The sequence below is a fragment of the Marivirga sp. genome (assembly GCF_024636815.1).
GTDB lineage: Bacteria > Bacteroidota > Bacteroidia > Cytophagales > Cyclobacteriaceae > Marivirga.
Map to the genome: position 1 here is coordinate 1 of NZ_JAGXGF010000178.1, position 21,457 is coordinate 21,457.

Genomic DNA, 21,457 nt, shown 5'->3' on the forward strand with positions numbered 1-21,457 from the left:
ATGTTATAGTGAGCAAAATCTATGTAGGTTTGGTTTTGCATTTTATTTTTGTTTTAAGTTCTATTATTAAATTTTTAAAATCACTATAAAAAGCTTTTCAATTTAGATAGTTCATCCAAAATATTAAACTCAAATATACCCAAAGTCCACTGAAAAAAATATGAACTACAGTTTCAAAGGTTTTTCCTTTCCATAGCTTGGCAGAATATCCGAAAAACTGAGTTAAGAGCCGTAAGCTCCAAAAGATGGCAAGCCCAAGTGAAATAGTTTTGCCTAGCTTTGTTTCTATTAGGTCTGATGATGAAGTGAAACAAAGCAAGCCCATCAAGAAAACCACAAGTGCGATGAAAAATGTATGAACAGTCATCATTTGTCTGTTTATTAAAGTCAATGGCTTTAAATCCTCTTTCCATTTGAAGTATTTTGGAAAAATTAGGTGGACAAAAGCCAAGCCCATTAATAAAACCCCGATTATCTGAAAGTGAATTTGCATATTGAATTATGGACGACAATTAAAGATAGACATGAATGGGGTGAATTTGCTTTCTTCAAAGGAAGAAAAACCTGCTTCCTTATATGCTTTTTCCCAGGCTTTTCTTGAGAAAAAGTGTGTAAAGCCAATGGTAAACGCAAAAAAATTTGGGATATCTCTTAAATGCTCAACTGTAATTACCTTACCGTTTGGCTTGCAAATTCTGTGGCATTCCTTCAAAAAAGCTACTTTTTCTTTATGAGTACGGATTTCATGAGCTGCAGATAGTAAAAAAATTAGATCTACCGATTGATTTACTAAAGGAATCTCTTCAGACTTTATTTGAGATGTATCAGGATATAGCATGCTGACTTTTCTGGCTCTTACTATTGCTGGTTCTGTGTGTTGCTTTGCATTGTAGAAATCAAAAACTTTTAAGGAGGCTTCCGGGAAATTGTTTTTGAGTATAAAACTCGTTTCATCAAAACCTGCATTGATATTGACTATTTGCTCTGGTGTTTGATCCGTTAAATGGAGTTTCTTCAACCATTTAAAATCATAATAGCCTGAAAAATCATAAACATAAGCCGAAACCACTAATGGCATAATAAGTCCATATAGAAAAGCAGCCGCAACTATCCAATTCCAAAAAACTGGGACTTCAAAAAACATTAGCCCAGAAAGAGTTATGGCTAAAACAATTAATCCAATAACATAAAAATGCCTGTTAAAGCTTAAAATATTGAGAACGCCCTGAAATTTTCGTCTTTTTATTTCCATTGCTCTACTTTTCCTTTTTTCCAGTAATAGGGAATATTTCTCACTACAAAAGCATTCGCCAGATGTATATCTTTAAAACCTTTATCCTCTATAAAGCCTACATTTGCTCTTTGAATTTCAAGCGGTTGCGGTTTCCAGTTCTGTCTGACGCCTTCAATGATTAAAACCTTTTTTTTCTCCTCATTATAAGTAAAGGTAAAGGGCAATGGCCCAGCGAATCGCCTGGCTTCTTTCCAATTGCTAAACGGAGAGTTTGCTGGTAATCTAATATCCTGATTTGCGGAATTAACCGTAACATCTAAGGCAGATTTTTCAGAGCGAATAGTAAGTTGATCGTCTTCCTTTTTATAGCGGATATCGGTAGTGGTATAATTGTAATGCGTAAAAATATTACCAAAGAATGCCATCTTCCTTTTATTAGTTTCAGACTTCAAAATATATAGCCCCCTTAATCGCTTCCCTCTTTTATCGGTATAGCGCACAAACACTCGAAAACCAATTAGAAAGAAATCATTACCCAAAAATTTAGGAAATCCTTTAGGTCTTAAGCCCTTTGTGTCGACCATTGCCACAGCAACAAAAGCCCATTTGTCATCAAAAGTATCAAGCTCTAAACATTCAGGAATCAAGTCCTGCAATTCTTCTTTGGCAATAGCATAAGTCAGCACAATGGAGTTCTCGAAATAGGTTTCAACTGCAAAAGGATGGTTTTTTAGAAAGCTCATGATGTGGTCTGCGGATTTAGTTTCTTATTCAGGACGAACTCGTTATAATAAACGAACCCAATAAATAGAAACGCGAAAATTATATTAAACCTTCCCCAAAGTAAAAGCTCGGGAACATGTATAAATTCCAAAATATTCATAGTTGCTACAATAATGATTTGGGTAATGGCATTCAACTTCGATTTGAATTTTGTTAATACCCAAATTGCCATTGTTATTTCAGAAAGCCCTATTAAAACGGTAAACAATCTTGAATTTTCATCTCCCAAGATGCTTGCAACTATTTCCTCGTGCCTTGGAACCACATTTAGTACTTTACATACTAATCCATTTATAAGCCATACTGTGGCTATTAGGAAGGTATGTGTTTTGTGGATGGTTTTGGTGGTCAAGTTGTTGTTATTTAGGAGGTCAAAAGCACTAATTTCTTCATTGGCATAAGCAAATTTACAAATCGTGGTTCACAACCCATTAAATTTGAAATTCTAATTTAATAAAATTAGCTTCATACACAGGCCTTTGCATTTTGCTTTGTTAGCGATTCGAGCCTAAAATCTGACACAATTGCTTTTCTTGACCAAGGAGCGCATCTATTTTTACGGTCTAGGTCTACTTTCAAATAGTAATTGTTTTTTAGTACTTTAGTTGTATAATTAGCATTACACATAATATCTTATTTTAATTATTTTATCATGCGCCCTATCCGCTATTTCTTCTACTCCCTCTCCTCTATACTGTTGTTAAGTATAGCCACTGGATGTTCCAACCCAAAGCAAAATTCTAATGTTTTGCATACATCTCCACATACCTCCATATTTGGTAAAAATGTCCTCATATTTGACGATTCAATGAACCTGGATAGTATAAAGATGACCCTTGAGGCCTTACACGAGCAACAAAAATATAACGAGTTTGGCTCAGAACGATATGCGCTATTATTCAAACCGGGAAGCTATGATGTAGATGTGACGGTAGATTATTATGTTCAGGCGCTTGGTTTAGGCAGGTACCCGGATGATGTTACCATCAATGGAGCGGTACAATCCACTTCATCTACAAGTGGTAATAAGGTGACCACTATGTTTTGGCGCGGTGCCGAAAATTTCAAAATTATTCCAAAAAATGGCGAAATGATTTATTGGGCAGTTTCACAAGCTGCTCCTTACCGAAGAATGCATGTTGCGGGGGATATAAATTTTGATAAAGGCAGTTGGGCAAGTGGTGGTGTTCTTGCCAATTCTCTTGTAGAAGGCAGGGCTGGTTTAACCACAGGACAACAGTGGATGACAAGAAATTCAAGCATTGGTTCGTGGGAAGGCGGAAACTGGAACAGAGTGTTTGTTGGTGTGGAAGGCGCTCCGAATGATACATGGCCTGCTCAACCAACAACCGTAATTGACAAAACACCAGTAATTCGTGAAAAACCGTTTTTGACTTATACAGAATCAGGTGATTATGCGATATTTGTTCCTGAACTGCTTCGAGAAACTTCGGGGCCTTCCTGGATGAATCGTAATGAGGAGGGGGAGTTAATTTCGATAGCAGAATTTCATATCGCTTTTCCCGATAAAGACAATTCCACTTCCATTAATCAAGCTTTAGCTGATGGTAAGCATATTATGTTTACGCCCGGTATCTATGAATTAGATGAAACCCTTACCATCACAAAATCTAATACTGTAATGCTTGGAATTGGATTACCTACCCTCATTACTCAAAATGGAGAGATTGCAGTGGCTACTCATGATATTCCCGGAATAAAAATAGCTGGTATTATGGTAGATGCGGGTCCAAAGTTATCTCCAACACTTATTCAAATTGGAACAGAGGCTTCTGATGAGGATTATTCTGATAATCCCATTTCTCTTCATGATATCTATTGCCGAGTTGGAGGTGCAGTAGTTGGTCAAGCCAATACTACTATAACTATCAATAGCAATTATGTAATTGGCGATCATTTTTGGTTATGGCGAGCTGATCATGGTACCGGAACTGAATGGATGGACGGACAAAATAAGCACGGGCTTGTTGTAAATGGGGATCATGTAACTATCTATGGCTTGTTTAATGAGCACTTTCAAGGCTATCAAACGCTTTGGAAAGGAGAATACGGAAGAACTTGTTTTTATCAATCTGAAATCCCCTATTCCCCACCCAGCTTAGAGCTTTGGAATGATAATGGACAACCTGGCTATGCTTCTTATAAAGTTGCGGATAGCGTTGAAAATCACGAAGCCTATGGCTTGGGTATTTATAGTTTTTTCCGTGGTGAGCCCACGGTCTCCAATAATGTCAGATTAGAAAATGCCATGGAAGTACCTGACAATTCAGGCATAGTAATTACACATATCTCAACATTTGCTGAACTCAATGGAGGCATCAATCATTCAATAAATGGATTGGGCGAATCCACCGAAGTGGGCGAACTAAAACAGTATGATGGATTTAAAGGAAAAGAATAGTACACTCTTTTCTGTAAATAGGTGTTTTCGAGGATTGAATTTAGTTGATTATTGAACTTATTGGATTAATGTTATTAGTAGAAGCATAAAGCTAAAATGAGTATGTACCGTATCTGCTAGACTTTCTATCTTTCTATTTACCAAATGCCTGTCAAAAAGCATACTTGGTATATTCATTTTAGCAAATGCTATCTGTTTTATAAATTGTCTAGTCCCAATATTGATCGGTTTTTATTAATCTGAGCAATTTCTGTCCGATTATACTTTTCCTTTTTAAACCTAAGAGTTCCATAAATATAGTCACCACCAGCTCTAAGAGATAATCTATCAGAAACAGCAGCAAACATAAATGCACTAAATGAAGAGTCAATATAATATGCTCGATCCAAATATGCTGAGACAAGTTGATTCAATTCTTTTGTGTTGTTATGAATTGCTACTAAACAAAGCGCCTCTTGCGCTTCTTTTGACATGCGTTTAGTTTTGGGCCATGATGACTTTCGTAGTAATTTTATTGCTATTTCTGAGTTCATTTTATCAAACAGCTCCATCTTTTGATATAATCGTTTGATATCAGGTTTATCTAAGTTAGCTACGGTGTTAATACTATCTCGATAAATTTGATCTTGGAAGTAAATTTCCTCAAGTGTTAGATCAATCGAATCTAGATTTATAAGTCGATGAATCTCGTCCTTTATTTTAGAGACTTCGATTAAGATTAATTGTTTTTGGCTTTTTTTTGGAAACCAATCTAAATCAATTGATGATGAAGTATTAGATAGAGGTACATGCGTCATTCCTGATTGACTACTGTCGGATTGTTCTCGACAATTCGTGAATAATAAAATTATTGTCAAAATTGTGAAACATCGTATTTTTTTGTATTGCAAATAACGCATATTGTATAAAGCGTGGCTGGTTTAAATGTACAAAAACTTCAAGTTTCTAAATAGGCAATCCGCAGAATTTGCTTATTAAATTTTACCAATAATTCAATCGACAGGATTGATGGACTTTCTACAAAGAGAATATGTTTCGTTGCCCACTGAATAGCCACTGTTTATAAAGAATGTTTGTTGCCTTTTTTCCTTTATTCAAAATTTCCCTTCAAAGCAGGAGGAGCATTAAAATTACTCCAAAATTGTTTGCTATATGAAGATTCATAATCATATAAGTCAGTTTCCTTATCTACTGGACTTAAATCTGTTTTTAATTTAGTCTCGCTTACAGATAGAACCTTTATATATCTTCTGATTTCCGTTATAGTGTCATCGTTACTGGAAATCCTGAAATCATCAATTGAATTTACATGCCATTTTCCACTTGTTGTCTGAGTAAAATCAACATACTGGATTGATTCAATGAAATACAACTCTGAGCCAGATTTTTCCTCACCAGTTTGTTTATTAGTTTCGAAAGATTCCTTAATTGCTATTATCGCATGTTCTTTTTGAGTGATATAGATTGATGTAATTAGATTTGGTCTTTCTGGCTTTGTCAAATCTATTCGATATACATCATGGTCAAGAAAACTAGCTTTACCTATAAACGAAACGTCATGTTTTTTGATCACACTTTTCCTGAGATAATTCCTTGTCCAACTTAATGAATAAAGCACTTCTATTCCATTTGCGCCATCAAACGTCTTATCGTTATTAAAAATCGGTCTTTTTTGATTGATGAAAACACTTGGATTTTTATGATTTCGCTCGAATCCCTTTGAACCAACATTTGCGATTATCTCTAATTTACGTAGCGGTTGTCCATTCTTAAGTATGTTTTCATTATAATATATAGTTTTATTAATATCACCTCTATAGTAATTCATCTTAAAGCTTTCAAGCGCAGTTTCTAATATTTTCACTGGATCTATTGCGGTAACAACTATTTCTTTTAGTGCTAATACATCTTCCTCAAGAAAAATAACTTTGTCCTTTTCAGTTTCTTTTATTATTTCAGGACTGTAACCTATACAGGATATTAAAAGGCTCTTCTCTTTATATTTATCAGAATAATTGAACTGAAAATAGCCTTGCTCATTGGTAGAAGTACCAAGTCTTGTATTTTTTAAAAAGATATGGGCATTAAAAATCGGAGTAGAATCTGTTTTAGAAAGCACTCGCCCTTCCAAATGAATTTGATCTTGTGACAGCCCAAGTAGATGAGATAAGCAAAAAAATAGAGTTAGTATTTGTTTCATTTCTAATTTAAGATGCTGCATAATTGCAACTAAAATTTCCTTATCAACATTGCTGATACATACATATCATCAAACAAAATTATCAATCTAATGTCAATTAAAAATCAAGTTATACACCAAATATAAAAACTTCAATATTAAAACCTTAGTAAACCAGAACCTTTTCGATAAGCCTTAAAATTCTACACAAAAAAAGCGTTCCAGAAAATTCCTGAAACGCTTTAGTTAAATCAAATAATTGGAAGAATTTATTTCAACCCAGCCCTCTCCAACAAAGCCTCAATTTTAGGTTCTCTGCCTCTGAATCTTTTGTATAATTCCATCGGGTGTTCGCTTCCTCCTTTTGAAAGGATGTTGTCTTTAAAGGATTGTGAGACTTCCTTATTGAATATGCCTTTTTCTTTGAATAATGAGAAGGCATCTGCATCCAGAACTTCTGCCCATTTGTAGCTGTAATAACCTGAGGCATAGCCACCGGAAAAAATATGCCCGAATTGGGTGCTCATCAAAGTGCCTTCCACTTTAGGAAATAATTTTGTGGGTGCCATGGCTTTTTCTTCAAAGTCGGCTATATTTTCGATGTTTTGAGCCTCTTCTCTGTCTAAGCTGAAATAAGCCAGATCCAACAATGCTAAACTGACCTGCCTTACGGTGGCATAAGCTTCATGATAAGTACTGCTGGCTTTTATTTTCTCAACATATTCCTGTGGAATCTTTTCGCCTGTTTCATAATGTCTGGCAAATAAATCAAGGCATTCTTTTTCATAACACCAATTTTCAAATATTTGAGAAGGCAATTCCACAAAATCCCAATAAACATTAGCTCCGGACAAGCTGCCGTAGCGGCTGTTGCCTAACATGGCATGCAAGGCATGACCAAATTCATGAAATAAAGTGGTCACTTCATTGAAAGTGAGTAAACTCGGATTGCCCGGTGAAGATGGAGTGAAATTACAAACATTGGAAACTAGTGGTCGGATGTCTTCTCCATTTTTTCGGTATTGATCTCGGTAGCCCGTCATCCAAGCGCCTCCTCTTTTTCCTTCTCTTGGATGGAAATCGGCATAGAAAATGGCTACATGCTCACCTGAAGTAGTGGATACTTCATAAGTGGTTACATCTTCATGATAAACCGGAATATTTTTAACTTCTTTAAAACGAATATCATATAACTTTTCAGCCGATTGAAATACGCCATCCAGCACATTTTCCAATTTGAAATAAGGTCTTAACAATTCATCATCAATGGCATACTTTTTCTTTTTCAGCTTTTCAGAATAATAAGCCCAATCCCAACGCTGCAAGTCAATATCCTCACCTAGTTCTTTTAAAAATGCTTTAATTTCGGCCACTTCTTCTTTTGCTTTAGGTAGGGCTTGTTTTAAGAGATCATCCAAAAACTGCTGCACTTTATCCTTACTTTCAGCCATTCTTTCTTCCAGCACATAATCTGCGTAAGTGTCATATCCTAAAAGACTGACTTTCTCACTTCTCAGGTTTACAATTTCCTGAATGATGGCTTTATTATCTCGCACATCATTTTTGTTGGCTTTGGACATAAAGGCTTTGTAAAGCTGTTCTCTCAAAGAGCGATTATCCGCATTTTCCATAAAAGGAACAAAGCTTGGCGCTTGTAGGGTAAATACCCACTTTCCTTCTTTACCTTTGCTTAGGGCGGTTGAGGCTGCTTGCCTAATGGCAGAATCCGGTAAACCACTTAAGTCTTTTTCATCTGAAATCACCAGTTCGTAATCATTGGTTTCAGCCAGAACATTTTCACCAAAACTAAGGCTGAGATTGGAAAGCTTTTTCGTGATTTCTTTAAATCGGGTTTTGTCCTTTTCATTCAGATCAGCCCCATTTCTTATAAAAGCCTTATAGGTTTTATTCAAAAGCATTTCTTGCTCGTTATCGAGCTCAAGCTGTTCCTTTTGTTTATAAATGATTTTTACGCGCTCGAATAAATCTGCATTTTGCCAAATGTCATTGCCAAATTCTGATAAGATGGGAGAAGCTTCTTTTGCTACTTCTTGAATTTTCTTATTGGTTTCCGCACTGTTGAGGTTAAATAAAATGGAAGTTACCGAGCTTAACTTTTCACCCGCTAATTCCATTGCTTCCAGAGTGTTTTCGAAAGTTGGTGCGTCACTCTGTGAAGTGATGCCGTCAACTTCTTGTTTTGCTTCTTTAATAGCTTCGGTAATAGCTGGCATAAAATGCTCCGACTTTATTTTATCAAATGGGGGAGTTTGATGGGGGGTGTCAAAGTTTTTTAATAGTGGGTTATCCATGGAAAATCTTCTTTTTTAAATATCAATTGCAAACTTAAGTTGTTTAGTACGGAATTGAAGGGTGAGAAGATTAAATTATATGAATTGATTTTATGTTTTTTCCCCTCATTTGTGAAAGCAAGTTTGCATATGCTTGCACAAATCCACAAACAAAATATGATGTTTATTTTTTTCGCATAAGCGAAAAATCTTTTGTGTTCTCTTGTTTCTGTTGTGGTGGGAAAGTGCTGCTGATAATGGGACTAAAAAAACTCATTTTTTAACCACTACTTGTCCTGACCTAAATCTGGAAAAGATAAGTAAGAAAACAAAAGAAAATAACCTTGGTTATTTTTGAGGAATGCAGTGAATGTTTCCTCCTAAAAAAGTTTGCAGTTTATTCTTGAATTTCTGTATACTCAAAAGCCCCAATATCCGGAGAAGTGCCTCTATTATTTCCTGAAATATCTGTATTAATTTCGGTTTCCAGCGCAGCACCAATTGCTGGTGAGTCTTCTCCCAATCGAAAATCCGCATCATTTACCTCTACAAAGGAGGGATTCTGATTTCTGATGGAATTATTTTGACTCAATATTTCAATACTGCTTCTAAATAAATTATGCGAAAAGGAAAAGCTTAAATTACCTTCCTGTTGCTCGAAAAATTGAATTTCATCCGTAATTCTTCCGTAAATAATGTTGTTCACTAATTGAACCTCCATAGGAGCGAGAATTTCATTTTCATTATTATCAAAGGCTAAGTCCGAAAAAAAGGCAGCCGGATCTTCACGCGCAGTATTAAAATAATTAGCTATGGTGCAATGAGTATAATAAGCACTTCCTCCTCCCGTATGAGATACTGTACCACCAGCAGTATTGTAAAATACAGAATTGACAGCAGCAAAATCACTATTTAAAGATATAACAGAAGAGATCGCCATATTGCCCACAAAACAATTTTCCAATATCAAATCCGGCTGATTATCGGGATTAAAAACATTAAGATTAAGTCCGAATAGTGCGTTTTTGATGGTGGTGTGTTTTAGGTAATTATCTTTACTATCCTCAAGAAATACAATTCCACCCCATTGACCTGGAGCACTTGCAAATGGTTCGTCTAATCTATCGTTTGTAAAAATGATTGGGTTTTCAAGATTTCCTTCCGCTTGTAAACTTCCATTTATAATAAGAAAAGTTTCAGGAGCACTGTATATTTTGGTTCCGGGTTCAATGCTTAAAACACAAGAAGAATCTAATTGAATAGTACCTGATAAAACATAAGGCTTTTCTGCGTTCCATCTGGTGTCACATGCTAAAATAGAATCAGAAATATAATTTGCATTTTGACCCCAGGCTTCAAATACAACCGATTGAGCATTATTTTGATTTATCACTTCCAAATAATCTCTTATGACAAAAGGATTGTTAACATCACCTTGATCAATATTGGCAGAAACTAATAAAAGTAGGCTATCTTCGGCTAATAATAGCTGATCAGAAAAGCTTGATTGGGTTCTACCGTTTAAAGTCAACTGAAAAGCCTGGCTTTGATTTATTAAGCCTATGGAGGAGATGTTCACCGCTTTATTCGATGGATTCTTAATTTTTAATCTTCGGGTAATGCTTAGCCTTTCTGCAAAAAGTGTATCGAATTGCAAAGTATCTGTAGAAAAAGAAAGGTTTATTGGTTCAGTGGTTGGCTCGGGCTCATAGGAACAAGAGGCAAAACCAAAAAATAATAAACCACTAAAAGCAAATAATAGGGCCTTACTGAGCCGTTTCATCCAATTTGCTTGCATTTTCGGCAATCTGTAAATTTTCGATAAGGTCTTCAATTTCACCATTCATGATATTGGGTAAATTATGCACTGTATAGTTGATTCTGTGGTCTGTAACTCTTCCCTGCGGATAGTTATAAGTCCTGATTTTATCCGATCTGTCTCCACTTCTAACAATACTCCTTCTTTGAGCACCCACTTCTTCATTTTGTTTTGCTAATTCTATCTCATACAAACGAGAACGCAATACTCTTAGTGCTTTATCAAAGTTTTTAAGTTGAGATTTCTGATCCTGACAAGTAACTACCAAGCCAGTGGGCTCATGGGTTAAACGAACTGCTGAATAGGTAGTGTTTACAGATTGACCACCAGGTCCAGAAGAACAGTAAGTATCTTTTCGGATATCGTTCATATCAATTTCCACCTCTACCTCATCAATTTCGGGCAAAACGGCAACGGTGGCGGCAGAAGTATGCACTCTTCCTTGTGTTTCAGTAGCCGGAACTCTTTGCACCCTGTGCACACCGGATTCATATTTCATAGTGCCATAAGCATTTTTTCCGGTAACGGTGCTGATAATTTCTTTATATCCACCTGCTGTACCAAAAGTTAAATCGAGTACGATCAGGTTTAAGCCGTTTTTATCGCAAAATCGTTGGTACATTTTGAAAAGGTCACCTGCAAAGATTGCGGCCTCATCTCCACCAGTTCCTGCACGAATTTCCAAGACTGCATTTTTGGAGTCATTGGGATCTTTAGGAATCAGCATTTTTTTCAGCTCATCCTCAATCCTTTCTTTCTCTGGCTTTAACTCTTCCCATTCCATTTTGGCCATTTCCCTGAACTCAGGTTCCTTTTCATTCTCCAGAATGTTTTTTGCTTGTTTGATGTCATCCAATACTTTGGTGTAAGCATCATAAACATCTACCACTTTTTCCAAATCAGCATATTCCTTACTGAGTTCGGTGAATTTTTTCATATCCGCCATAGCATCAGGCTGAACCATTAATTGGCCCACTTCCTGAAAGCGTTCTTTCATACGTTCTAATCTGTCTAACATCAAGCAATCAATTTATAAGTGCAAAACTACTAAATATTAATCAATACATTAAAGCTCAAATTTGATCATATTTTATGATTGTAATAAGTTGAGGACTTCATTGACAGGTTTTTCGATAGTGTTCAACGATTAATACTTCTTTTTTCAGCGAAAAATGACTACTTTTTCACTTTAAAATAAAAAAGCAGTAGGTTAAATTACAGTTGATAATATAACTTGCATTAATATTTTTAAATAAAGAAATTTATTTGCAGATGCGTCACCTAAAAATCATTGCCATATTTCTTGTTTTCATTTTTGTAGCTAAAGTCGGTTTAGCTCAGGAAAAAAACTATCGGTTTCACAAAGTTTTCTTTTACAGTTTTACGAAATATATTGAATGGCCTGAAGAGAAAAAAAAGGGAGATTTTGTAATAGCGGTGTTAGGTGATTCTGAAATAATTCCATTATTAAAGGAAATGGCTGAGATAAAAAAAGTGGGGGATAGAAGCATAAAAGTGGTGAAATTAGACGAGGTGAATAAAGGAGAATTCTATCATATTTTATTTGTGCCAACTGAAAAAAATCAATCTTTTACTTCAATTAAAAATAATTTAAAAGATCAGCCATGTTTATTGGTAACGGAATCTGAGGGAATGGCAAGAAATGGATCCATGATCAATTTTAAAGATGTAAATGGCAAATTGAGATTTGAAGTGAATACTAATACGCTTGAGAGCTCAGGTTTGAAAATGTCTCAAGAGTTAACCCGTTTTGGAGAAGAAATAAATTAAATATTACATAATAGTGGATTTAGAATTATTGTAATAAATTCATAATTCAATAATTTTCATTAAGTTTAAAAAGAATAATTTTTTAAAGTCCAGAAGATGAAAAACTTTCGATTTACGATTGGGAATAAAATATTAGGTGGGTTTATTACTCTCATTTTGATATTTATAGTATATGCAGGGATTACAATTTTTACGGTTAGCCAGAATAGTAATTTAACTGCGACCAACTCCAATGTAATCAAACCTTCCTTAACCAGCATAAAGGATTTTAACCTCTTGATTATAAGATCAAAAATGCTGGTAACCAATTGGGTGTATCTCCAGAGCAATGAAAGCGACAAAGAAAGTTTACAAGCTATTCATGATGAGGAATATCCTGCCATGAAAGAAAAAATTAGTTCGCTAAAGGAAAACTGGGATAATGAAGAGCAGAGGCTAGATATGGATACTGTTTTCATGGAATTCGAAGACTTAATAGGGATTCAGAAAGAAGTTATGGAAAGCTTACAAACCTTTGAGGATTATGAGGATCCTATTGTAAAATTCATGGCATCTGAAACTATTGAAAGAGAGATTATTCCGAGAACAGATACGGTTATTGCACATCTAAATGAAATATTAGTCGATAAACAAGAGGAATCAGAACGTTATGAAGAAGAGGTGTTAGAATCTTCTAATAGCTTGAGAAATACCTCCATTATTTTAGGGATAGTTTTTGTGATTTTAGGCTTAATCGGGGCTTTCTGGTTAGCATCCTCTATCACCAAGCCAGTTAATTATATCAAAGACATTATTGTAAAATTAGGAAAAGGAATACTGCCTGAGAATAACGACAGGAAATTTGGCAATGATGAGATTGGAGAAATGGCTGTGGCTGTTGGTCAATTAGTGGACGGACTGAAAGACACTTCTTACTTTGCTGAAAACATTGGTAATGGTAAATATGATTCTGATTATGAGCCATTAAGTGAAGAAGATGTTTTAGGAAATGCCTTGATAAACATGAGAGGTAATTTAAGAAAAGTGGCTGAAGAGGATAAGAAAAGAAACTGGACTACCGAAGGCTTGGCTATGTTTGGAGATATCTTAAGAAAGAACAATGATAATATTTCGCTTCTTTCAGATGATATTATTTCCAGTTTAGTAAAGTATACAAAATCCAATCAAGGAGGCATTTTTGTTATTAACAGAGAAGATGATGAGGATCCGTTCTTAGAGCTAACGGCTTGCTATGCTTGGGGTAAAAAGAAATACTTAGAGCAAAAAATCTATGAAGGAGAAGGCTTAACGGGTCAAGCCTGGTTAGAAGGTGAGACAATCTATATGACCGAGGTTCCTCAGGATTATGTGATGATTACTTCCGGCTTGGGTGAGGCTAATCCGAACAGTATTTTAATAGTTCCATTGAAAGTAAATGAAGAAATTTATGGAATTATTGAATTAGCTTCTTTTAATGAATTTGCTGAACACGAAAGGGAATTTGTGGAGAAAATTGCTGAAAATATTGCATCCACTATTTCTTCAGTAAAAATAAATGAAAGAACTTCTAAATTATTGGAAGAGTCTAGAGAAATGACCGAGCAGATGCGTTCGCAAGAGGAAGAGATGCGCCAGAACATGGAAGAACTTCAGGCCACTCAAGAAGAAATGGAAAGAGCACAACGTGAGCGAGAGGATAAAGAGAAAATTATCAATTATACCAATATGATGGTTGAATTGGATGGTTCCTTTTATATCAATAGCATAAATAATGTGGTCTCTGATAAATTAGGCTATTCCTCATCTGATTTAAGTGGAAGTGAATTAAGCAAAATTGTAGATTCTAAAGATGCTTTAAAATCCTTAAAAGGATCTTTGGAAGCAGGTAAAACCTGGTCTGGAGTTATAAAGCTGAAAAATAAATCTGGAGAAATTGTCAATGCTCAATTCTCATGCGGACCATTAAGCGGTCAAGATTCCGGTGGAAGCAATTACTTAATGATAGGAGCTGTAGTTTCTAATGAAGAATTAATATAGCATATGTCACCATCCTATAAATTAACATTTGCGATTTTGATGATGGTGGTTTGGGCTTGTGGCTTCTCTACAGAAAAAAGAAGGCCTAAAAGAATTGAGGACACTCAAGACCAGCGCGAAGTAAAAAAAGTGTCCGAAGCTGATATAATTAATAAAACAACTGAACTTGGAGATTCTATTACCCAAATCGCAGGCTCAGTTTTTATGGGCAAAATATCAGAAAAATATGCTGAGGGAGGGTACGAAGCAGCTGCAGAATTTTGTAGTATGAATGCTTATCCGCTTACTGATAGTTTGGCAAAAGAATACAAAGTTTTCCTAAAAAGGGTTAGTAATAAATACAGAAATCCTAATAATGCTTCCTCTGATTTAGAAAAGCAGGTTTTAGAGGCCTATAAATATTCAGTTGAACATGGAGATGATATAGGCGCAAATGTTCAATTCATTCGCCCCGGAGACACAATACTTTATAATAAACCAATCCGGATACCCTCTGAGCTATGCCTTAATTGCCATGGAAGTCCAAGTCAAATTTCAGAGGAAGTTCATAGCATTTTAAAAGAGGAATATCCTAATGATAAAGCCACTGGCTACAAAGTGGGCGACCTTAGAGGTATGTGGAGCTTGAAGTTTCTGAAAAAGGAAATTGTTCAAGGTTTATAATTCGCAAATTTTTCTTTCAGGTTTTTTAGGGGTGTTCAAATATATTTTACTCCTATTATAAAAATTGAATTGAAGCAGGAACTCATCCATCAATTTTATAAGGACTACCAAGCAAAGATGATCAAGTTTGCATTTGCATTAATGCGCTCTCAGGAAAATGCTGAGGAAGCAGTGCATAATGTATTCCGCAAACTTTGGGATTCTGATAAACTAGCCGAAATTAAAAATCCTTATGCTTATTTGGTCCAATGCACTAAGTATGAAGCTTATGCTATCTTAGCTAAAGATAAAAAGGAAATGGAGGTCAACTATCATTTTCTTAAGTCAGAGATAGAGGAAAAAGATCAAACAGAATTCAAAGATGATAAAGTAGATCAATTGCGAAAAGCGATCCATACACTTCCCCCTAGATGCAAGGAAATCATGTTGCTTAAAGTTGAGGATGGATTAACGCATCATGAAATATCGGATTATTTAAAAGTGAGTGAAAAGACTATTGAAAACCAAGTCAGTATTGCAATTAAAAAAATCAGAAAATTTATGAGTAAAAATTAGGGGTAAGCATCTGGTTTTTCATCTATACATTAGAACTAATAAAATGGAGAAATCATATTCAAAAATATGGAAGTATTTAGAGGGTAAATTATCACCTCAGGAGGAGGAAGAGTTGATGGATTGGATAGGTGAGTCTGAGCGAAATGCAGATTTTTTCAATCAGGTGATTCAGGATTACAATGAAATCATCACACCTTCTCCTGCCCAAAACACTCATTATAAATGGTATTGGGCAGCGGCCAGTGTTATCTTATTCTTGTCCATATCAATATGGATTTTTAATCCTTTTATTTCGGAAGCCCCACTTCAAAACTTTACATTATCAGATGGTAGTGAAGTGACCATAAGTTCTGATTCGAAGTTTGAATATGATTCCATCAGCTTTGAATCAACTAAATGGGTTAAAATTCAGGGAACAGCAGAAATAAGCACTAAAGCCAAAGAACATTTATTAATCGAAACGCAAAATGGATATCTGATATTAGAAGGAAATTCATCTTTACAAATTCAAGAATTAAAGCATAAGGAGATGAACGTTTTTGTAGAGAAAGGAAATATTAGATGGTTAAACCCAACTGTTACAACAGAGGAATTAGTATTAGTGAGTGGAGAAAAATTGCTTTTCAAAAAGGATGGCAAAACTGTCATATCCTATAACAAGCTCAAAGCACAAAAAACCTTTTTAATTTTTGAAAACTATATGAACCTTTAAAACCTAATAGATGAAAACGATCAAACTGATTATACTTTTTACGACATTTTCTATCAGTACATATTCGCAATCGAAATGTGCAGACAATCTACTGACTTTTACTTCCTCATTAGATCCGGATTCTCTAAAGGTTGACTTTAATCTTATTCTTTCTATTAAAGATTATGAAGACATTCCTTTTTATGAAGAATACCGATTTACGTCTTCTCCTAAAGACCCGCAGTATTTCTTAATAAAGAAAATGAACCCTGAGGCTTCTTTAGGCTATAAAGTTTTTGACTGGGATAATACAGAAATTGAAACTCAAACGATACAACAAAAAGTTAAGGGTGAATCACTCATAACTTTAAGAAAGCATCAAAGTGGAAATTATAAACTGGTATTATATTCCAAAGATCCTGATGGAAGCTGTATAAGCCTTTCAAAACTGAAAAGAAAGAAGGCTGGAGAAATCAAAATTCCCTCAAGCAAATTGAATCAGAATACGGATTTAAAGGCTTTAACATTATTAAAGGAGTATAATGTGAATATTAAAACGGATGACCTCCCAGTTTTGAAAGAATATTCTTATGTGCTTACTAAAGGAACGGATTATTATTTTTACTGGGAGAAAAATGAAAATTTAAAACTAAGAATAACGAATTCTAAGAGAGAAGAACAGCTATTAGAGTCATTCGATGGGAATAATAAAATAGAAAAAATCAATTGTGAAAAAACAGGAATCTATTATTTCATTATTTACGCAAAAGAGGCAAAACCTCAAGAATCTACCCTCAAATTTTATTTTGATGAGCAAAGTAGAAAATCGAACTAGACCTACCCAAACCTATTTATGCATCTAACTAAAAAAATCTTTAATTTTATCCTGAGATTTTATTTTACTGAGATGATCGACAGTTAATGGTTTTTCAACATAATCAATCACCATATCATACTTTTTCGCATTGATTCTATCGGCAGTATTAATGGAGGAAGTTAAAATAATAACGGATACATTTTTATCCATTCCTTTTTCGAGGATTTCATCCATCACTTCCCATCCATCTAGAATCGGCATATTAATGTCTAATAATATGCAGTAATGCCGCTTTACATTGAAATAGGTATTAAAATAATCAACGGCATCTTTACCGTTGTAAAAGTGGATAGGGGAAGGGTGAAAATCATCTTCTTTTACATATATATCATGTAAAAAAACAGTCATCTCATCATCATCCACAATTAATACCTCAAAGTCTTGGTTGTTTGGTGACATAATTTTTATGTTAATTATAGCTGTTTCTGTAAGAAACTACTAAAAATTAATTACCTGAGATAAAATATTTTGTAATCACATCCGAGAAAAATTTACCGCCAGCCGTTCCATGTATATTTTCTGGTGGAACAGTACCTCCAAATTCATAAGTTTCAAAAAGGACTTCCTCACTACCATTAGCTGTCATATTCTCATAAGCATCTACAGAATTAAAATAAGGCACCAAAGCATCTTCTCTGGCATGATACAGTTTTATAGGTGATTCTGCTCGCCAATCATGTACGTCATTATCAGCTAGAGCTACCCTAAATTCACTGTCAGGATTGTTTACATCAGCAATAAATGCATCAGTAAAAATTTCTTGAGGATTTGTATTAGAGAGGGCAAAATAGCCATTTTCACTTACTTCTGTGGCAAAAGGTTCTTTTAAATAGTATCCCATTCCTTTTTGTATATAAACTCTATCATAAGTATCCATCACCCATAAATAAAGACCAATAGAAAAGCCTATTTCACCTTGAAAATTAAAAATGTAATCTCCAACTGCTGTTTTATGGTAGGCTCCAGCTCCCATCGCACTTCGGATTATTTTGAATTCTTCCATGTGGTTTTCTTCAATATATTTATGTAAGGCCATAGTGGAATTTCCTCCTTGAGAATAACCTAATAAATGCAATTCTTCCACCTCAGAATCACCATCGGTTCTCATGGCTACTTCCAAAAATTCAGCATATTCTCTTGCCGCTACTAACATATCGTAGCTTGTAGTGGCAGTGGTTTGAACATGTTCATATGGGTGAAACATATCTCCTGTACTTCCATAACCAATATAGTCCGGAGCAGAGATCATATAACCATTTGATGCAAAAAGTGCAGCTGATAAATGTATTTCGGCATTATCTTCTGATAAATAAGAGGGTGCTCTATGCTCTTTATCAATATCCGGATTTGGATCTTTAGCTAAAGTGCTGTGCTGAAAACTTGTTAATTTTGCTGAACCTTTAACAATGGGAATTAAAATTAATCCTGATGCCTCTACTTCTGTTCCATCAAAATTTTGGGTCATATAAGTAATTCTATGAGCTGTAATATCAAAATTGACAAAGCCTGAAACAAAATTATTGCCTCCAAAACGTTCGACAATCTCTTCAGTAGAAATAGAATCTAAAAATTCATAACTCACTACCTGCTGAAATTCAAATTCATTTTCTAATTCATCATCCAGATCATTATTACAGGAAAAAAAGAAAACAGGGAACAAAAGGAAGAAAAATAATCGAAGAAACTTAGTAGATTGCATATGCAGATATTGTTAATGGTAATTAAAGTGTGATCTATTTCAAATGAAATTATTAAGCAATATATTAAATTAAAACTAACTTAACATATGCTCCTACAAGAAATACCTAAAAAAGAGGACATACAGGCAGCTGAAAAAAGGATTCACGATTATGTACATCGTACACCTGTATTTACTTCTATTCAGTTGAACGAGATGCTTGGAGTAAACGTTTATTTTAAATGTGAAAATTTACAGAAAGTAGGTGCCTTTAAAATGCGTGGCGCTTCCAATGCGATTCTTTCATTAAGCAAAGCGCAACTGAAAAAAGGGGTTGCAACACACTCCTCCGGCAACCATGCTCAAGCGGTGGCTTTAACGGCCAAACTAGCAAAAATTCCTGCATTTATTGTGATGCCTCAAAATGCACCAGAAGTGAAAGTGGAGGCGGTTAGAAGATATGGTGCGGAAGTGATTTATTGTGAATCTAATCTAAAAGCAAGGGAAGAGGCCTTAAATGAGGTGGTGGAAAAAACAGGCGCAACTTTTATTCACCCTTATGATAATTATGATGTAATTGCCGGACAAGCAACTTGCGCCAAGGAAATGATAGAAGATACCGATCATTTGAAAGCTATTTTTGCCCCTATAGGTGGAGGTGGATTGATGTCGGGAACCTTACTTTCCTCTCAATACTTTGGAAATAAAGTTCCTGTAATTGGAGCTGAGCCAACAGGTGCAGATGATGCTTATCGATCATGGAAAGCGGGTGAACTGATTCCAATGGAAAATCCAGACACCATAGCCGATGGACTTAGAACCTCATTAGGTGAGCGGAATTTTCCTATTATTCAAAAGTATATAAAGGATATTATTACAGTCAGTGATGATGAAATCATTGAAGCCATGCGCTTGATTTTTAATTATTTAAAATTAGTAGTAGAACCATCCGGTGCTGTGCCCTTTGCTTCTATGATTAAGGCGAAAGACCGGTTTAAAGGAAAAAAAGTGGGAGTGATTTTATGTGGGGGGAATATTGATTTGAAAAAGCTGCCTTTCTAATATTTTAACAAAGTTTTTACTAAGCTTATTTTTTTAATGATATATGAAGGTTGTCCATCGTTACTATATTCTTCCTAAAAGAGACCAAAAAAGAAAGTTGTGGTTTTTTGTTTTAAATTTACTCATCATTGTTGCAGTGATTGTTTTCATGGCCTGGAGCACTAATGTTTGGTTAATATTGATTTTAATCCCAATCGTAATTTCCATTTATGCTTCTTTTATTGATGTTCCAACAGGCAGAAATAATGGTCAAATTGTATATTATTCACCACTTCTTTTGTCTTCAGCAATAAAAAACAATAAAATTCAATTACATGGCGGAACCCTCTTCGATTATTATTACACTTTAAGTATGCAAAAAAGTGAGTCTAGAAATAAAAAGGCAATTCTTTACAGCTATATGGAAGGCATGATTAATATGTTAGATAGCCTCAGTGAAAAGCAAGATGATATTAAGATTGAAGCCAATGCTTATTTTATAAATCCACATACAGCTGAGAAATTAGGTTTCAAGGAGGTCAAAACAAAGAATTTTCAAAAGATTATCATGCTTTTTAACTATGTTCCAATTACCATAAGTTATTCTATTGCAATGGGAAAATTAAGTTTCCCTAATATTTTATCCCTTAAAAGTTATGAATGTACAATGGGTGATTTAAGAAATAACAGGTCAAAGTTAGAAGCCATGTTCGAACGAATTAATCAATAAGCATGAAGTTGGAGATTATAGAAAAATGCAGAGAGGAGCTGAGAGCAAAAAAGCTCAATATTTCTAATGAAATTGAAGCGGTTAAGGATTCAATGGGTTCTGACACCAAAAGTTCGGCAGGAGATAAATATGAAACGGGCAGGGAGATGATGAATCAAGAAAGAGATAAACTGCAATCTCAGTTGGGTGTGATCGATCGACAGATAGAGAGCTTAAATCAAATCAAAACCAATAAGCAGTTTGAAAAAATAGACTTTGGAGCTTTAGTTAAAACCTCCATGGCTCATTACTTCATTTCCATTTCTTATGGAAAAATTTCAGTCAATAATAAAGATGTTTTTTTGGTTTCGGCAGTTACGCCTCTTGCACAACTTATGATGGGTAAAAAGGCGGGAGATAAGGTGAATTGGAATGGGAAAGATATTTTAATTGAAGAGATCAACTAAGATGTAAACAAAACCAAAGAATTTAAGTTTTATGCTTTGAAATGCTTAAAACCAATTTCTTACATATTTTCGTCACTATTTTGGTTATTTCCATCTAGCCCTGGCTGGAAACTTTAGCATTTGATATACAATTAAAAATCACGTTAGCAATGATTTTCCTTTTAACCTGAGTTCGATTCTAATTTAGGATTCAGAACGCCTGTAAATAGTGAGTTTCAACTAAAAATTCTGAAGCAATAGC

20 protein-coding genes are annotated in these 21,457 nt (G+C 34.8%); 10 read left to right on the forward strand and 10 right to left on the reverse strand.

Annotation, left to right across the window (positions count from 1 at the left end):
* Positions 1-499: 499 nt before the first annotated feature.
* Genes Q0L29_RS13020 through Q0L29_RS13030 form a run of 3 tightly spaced genes read right to left on the reverse strand, consistent with a single transcriptional unit; the run spans position 500 to position 2,369 of the window.
* On the reverse strand, positions 500-1,252 hold the full coding sequence (locus Q0L29_RS13020; RefSeq protein WP_296622324.1) for a class I SAM-dependent methyltransferase: 753 nt from the start codon (positions 1,250-1,252) through the stop codon (positions 500-502).
* Positions 1,243-1,977: a DUF2071 domain-containing protein gene (locus Q0L29_RS13025; RefSeq protein WP_296622325.1), complete on the reverse strand. Its 735-nt coding sequence runs from the start codon at positions 1,975-1,977 to the stop codon at positions 1,243-1,245. The genes Q0L29_RS13020 and Q0L29_RS13025 overlap by 10 nt, the downstream gene beginning before the upstream one ends.
* Complete coding sequence (locus Q0L29_RS13030) at positions 1,974-2,369, reverse strand: DoxX-like family protein (RefSeq protein WP_296622327.1); 396 nt, start codon at positions 2,367-2,369, stop codon at positions 1,974-1,976. The genes Q0L29_RS13025 and Q0L29_RS13030 overlap by 4 nt, the downstream gene beginning before the upstream one ends.
* Positions 2,370-2,669: 300 nt before the next feature.
* Here Q0L29_RS13030 and Q0L29_RS13035 point away from each other — a divergent pair, with 300 nt between their 5' ends.
* Entirely contained in the window at positions 2,670-4,439 is a 1,770-nt protein-coding gene (locus Q0L29_RS13035) for an adenylyl cyclase (RefSeq protein ID WP_296622328.1), read from the forward strand.
* A 197-nt stretch (positions 4,440-4,636) separates the two neighbouring features.
* On the opposite strand, the gene Q0L29_RS13040 is transcribed toward Q0L29_RS13035, so the two are convergent.
* The 5 genes from Q0L29_RS13040 to prfA all read right to left on the reverse strand — a co-directional run bounded on the left by Q0L29_RS13040 (position 4,637) and on the right by prfA (position 11,746).
* Positions 4,637-5,236: a hypothetical protein gene (locus Q0L29_RS13040; protein ID WP_296622329.1), complete on the reverse strand. Its 600-nt coding sequence runs from the start codon at positions 5,234-5,236 to the stop codon at positions 4,637-4,639.
* Positions 5,237-5,529: 293 nt separating this feature from the next.
* The gene (locus Q0L29_RS13045) at positions 5,530-6,639 is read right to left on the reverse strand and encodes a carboxypeptidase-like regulatory domain-containing protein (protein WP_296622331.1); all 1,110 of its coding nucleotides are present in this window, start codon (positions 6,637-6,639) and stop codon (positions 5,530-5,532) included.
* 248 nt (positions 6,640-6,887) lie between these two features.
* Positions 6,888-8,930, reverse strand: coding sequence for a M3 family metallopeptidase (locus tag Q0L29_RS13050; RefSeq protein ID WP_296622333.1), 2,043 nt, complete (start codon positions 8,928-8,930; stop codon positions 6,888-6,890).
* A 376-nt stretch (positions 8,931-9,306) separates the two neighbouring features.
* Positions 9,307-10,692, reverse strand: a complete 1,386-nt coding sequence (locus Q0L29_RS13055) for a choice-of-anchor Q domain-containing protein (RefSeq protein WP_296622334.1) — start codon at positions 10,690-10,692, stop codon at positions 9,307-9,309.
* Positions 10,676-11,746 (reverse strand): peptide chain release factor 1, encoded by a 1,071-nt coding sequence (prfA, locus tag Q0L29_RS13060; protein ID WP_296622336.1) that lies wholly within the window; start codon positions 11,744-11,746, stop codon positions 10,676-10,678. Before prfA ends, Q0L29_RS13055 begins: the two co-directional genes overlap by 17 nt.
* 254 nt (positions 11,747-12,000) lie before the next feature.
* Here prfA and Q0L29_RS13065 point away from each other — a divergent pair, with 254 nt between their 5' ends.
* From Q0L29_RS13065 to Q0L29_RS13090, 6 genes are all read left to right on the forward strand, one after another.
* Positions 12,001-12,519 carry a YfiR family protein gene (locus tag Q0L29_RS13065; protein WP_296622337.1) on the forward strand — a complete coding sequence of 173 codons (519 nt, stop codon included), beginning with the start codon at positions 12,001-12,003 and terminating at the stop codon, positions 12,517-12,519.
* 96 nt (positions 12,520-12,615) lie between these two features.
* Complete coding sequence (locus tag Q0L29_RS13070) at positions 12,616-14,535, forward strand: GAF domain-containing protein (RefSeq protein ID WP_296622339.1); 1,920 nt, start codon at positions 12,616-12,618, stop codon at positions 14,533-14,535.
* Between the two features lie 3 nt (positions 14,536-14,538).
* Entirely contained in the window at positions 14,539-15,198 is a 660-nt protein-coding gene (locus Q0L29_RS13075; protein WP_296622341.1) for a DUF3365 domain-containing protein, read from the forward strand.
* Positions 15,199-15,267: 69 nt separating this feature from the next.
* Positions 15,268-15,753 (forward strand): sigma-70 family RNA polymerase sigma factor, encoded by a 486-nt coding sequence (locus Q0L29_RS13080; RefSeq protein ID WP_296622343.1) that lies wholly within the window; start codon positions 15,268-15,270, stop codon positions 15,751-15,753.
* Between the two features lie 43 nt (positions 15,754-15,796).
* A complete protein-coding gene (locus Q0L29_RS13085; protein WP_296622345.1) occupies positions 15,797-16,465 on the forward strand; it encodes a FecR domain-containing protein in 669 nt (222 codons plus the stop codon).
* 10 nt (positions 16,466-16,475) lie between these two features.
* The gene (locus Q0L29_RS13090; RefSeq protein WP_296622347.1) at positions 16,476-17,279 is read left to right on the forward strand and encodes a hypothetical protein; all 804 of its coding nucleotides are present in this window, start codon (positions 16,476-16,478) and stop codon (positions 17,277-17,279) included.
* A gap of 24 nt (positions 17,280-17,303) precedes the next feature.
* Here the strand turns inward: Q0L29_RS13090 and Q0L29_RS13095 are convergent, their stop codons facing one another.
* Both Q0L29_RS13095 and Q0L29_RS13100 read right to left on the reverse strand, forming a co-directional pair.
* Positions 17,304-17,720, reverse strand: coding sequence for a response regulator (locus Q0L29_RS13095; protein WP_296622349.1), 417 nt, complete (start codon positions 17,718-17,720; stop codon positions 17,304-17,306).
* A gap of 46 nt (positions 17,721-17,766) precedes the next feature.
* The gene (locus Q0L29_RS13100) at positions 17,767-19,020 is read right to left on the reverse strand and encodes a lipase family protein (RefSeq protein WP_296622351.1); all 1,254 of its coding nucleotides are present in this window, start codon (positions 19,018-19,020) and stop codon (positions 17,767-17,769) included.
* Positions 19,021-19,107: 87 nt separating this feature from the next.
* Here Q0L29_RS13100 and Q0L29_RS13105 point away from each other — a divergent pair, with 87 nt between their 5' ends.
* The 3 genes from Q0L29_RS13105 to Q0L29_RS13115 are packed head-to-tail and all read left to right on the forward strand — an operon-like array spanning position 19,108 to position 21,216.
* Positions 19,108-20,061: a threonine/serine dehydratase gene (locus Q0L29_RS13105; RefSeq protein ID WP_296622352.1), complete on the forward strand. Its 954-nt coding sequence runs from the start codon at positions 19,108-19,110 to the stop codon at positions 20,059-20,061.
* Between the two features lie 43 nt (positions 20,062-20,104).
* Positions 20,105-20,770 (forward strand): hypothetical protein, encoded by a 666-nt coding sequence (locus Q0L29_RS13110; RefSeq protein WP_296622372.1) that lies wholly within the window; start codon positions 20,105-20,107, stop codon positions 20,768-20,770.
* A gap of 2 nt (positions 20,771-20,772) precedes the next feature.
* Positions 20,773-21,216: a hypothetical protein gene (locus Q0L29_RS13115; protein ID WP_296622373.1), complete on the forward strand. Its 444-nt coding sequence runs from the start codon at positions 20,773-20,775 to the stop codon at positions 21,214-21,216.
* The last annotated feature ends 241 nt before the right edge of the window (positions 21,217-21,457 follow it).